Source organism: Vibrio sp. Vb0888, from assembly GCF_033338835.1.
Lineage (GTDB): Bacteria > Pseudomonadota > Gammaproteobacteria > Enterobacterales > Vibrionaceae > Vibrio > Vibrio alginolyticus.
This window is the reverse complement of record NZ_JAWOTL010000149.1, coordinates 1-1,335: the sequence shown is the minus strand read 5'-3', so window position 1 is coordinate 1,335 and position 1,335 is coordinate 1. Positions and strand designations below refer to the sequence as shown.

Genomic DNA, 1,335 nt, shown 5'->3' with positions numbered 1-1,335 from the left:
GATCTGACTGAAACAGCTCGGAAAGCAATGCTTGACGACCGTGAGCAAGAGAAATCATTTGCTCTAGATAGTGATGTTTGTTTTTCGCCGATGCACCGCGATAATCAGCCATCGCTTGCTTTAATGCGCTGGTATTATCTTGAGCCTGTTGGCGTTTTCCCTTGGCAGTAGGTGAAACCAGTTTTTCTTGTTGAATCACATGTCCATGTGGGATGTCTTGCGACTGCGCCGTCGCGTTGAATGTCAGAGATAAGAGGCCGATAAGAGCCGTTGTTGATAGTTTAAATGTATTGGAAGTAACAATATTAAAATGGGTATTAAACATACTTAATTTCTTATGTATTTTTATCTTTGGTTCTTAATTTTTGCGCAGCAGAAGTCCGCAATCATGTCGATCGCTTGACGCTTAGGGAGCGCAAATAACTAGCCTAAACGTATGAATTGCCATTCATTTCTAAAAGCTATAAACGTTAAAGGTAAGCAATAGATGCTAGAATTAGAACCCCAAAGACATCTAATAATTAGTCAATAAGATGCCGTGCCTTTTAACAAAAATTAAAAAGCAAAACTCTAAAATAGTCATTTATTATTTAGGTTAAACTTGCATTAGTAACACAAGATAAATTATTTATTTGTATGCAATAAATTTACCCCTCTTTCCTATTTTTTAAGCTCTGGTTGGTTTTTGAAGGTAAAATCCTACAAACACAGTGATTAAATTTCAACCAAAAACAATTAATTTTTATCGCAAGATCAAACATTCTTATTTAAAGCATGAATATATAAGAAGATTTAAATTACAAGTAAAATGCCAATCCCAATATGAGTTCAGCTTAATATTAATTTTCCATTTTAATATATTCTCAAAGTTACCCCATGAAAAATAAGAAATTTATCTTAAATAACCGAAAATTAACACAAACAAAACAATTATTAAGCATCGATGATTTAAGAAGATCTATGTGTGTGGTTTCAATTCACCAGAACAACTATAAATATCGACACCTAATATCAATATATAAAGACAAGCTCTAAATTAATAAACTGGTTAATTTAGATAAAATAAAAGGCAACTAACATTAGTTGCCTTTTATTCAATATGAAAAATATTATTTTGCTTTATCACTATTCGATAACTGCTCTAATAGAGATTCAAACACTGCATACCGCTGCGCGCCCACTACTATCTGTGGTTCTATAAGTTGATCGTTTTCGACGCGACCAATTAAGAAACTTGGCGTACCACGAATGCCCAAGGATTTTCCTAACGTCAAATCTTGTTCAACTTTGTTAGCAATTGATTTATCTTTCATGCACTTATTGAACTCTTCCAAG

General features: G+C 33.3%; 1 protein-coding gene and 1 pseudogene. Both read right to left on the bottom strand.

Features of this window, described 5'->3' with window-relative positions:
- Positions 1 to 325: pseudogene (locus tag R7P72_RS24605) on the bottom strand (peptidase M11); the annotation flags it as partial.
- Between the two features lie 784 nt (positions 326 to 1,109).
- On the bottom strand, positions 1,110 to 1,335 hold a 226-nt coding region (locus R7P72_RS24600; protein WP_318110913.1), incomplete at its 5' end, for a DsbA family protein.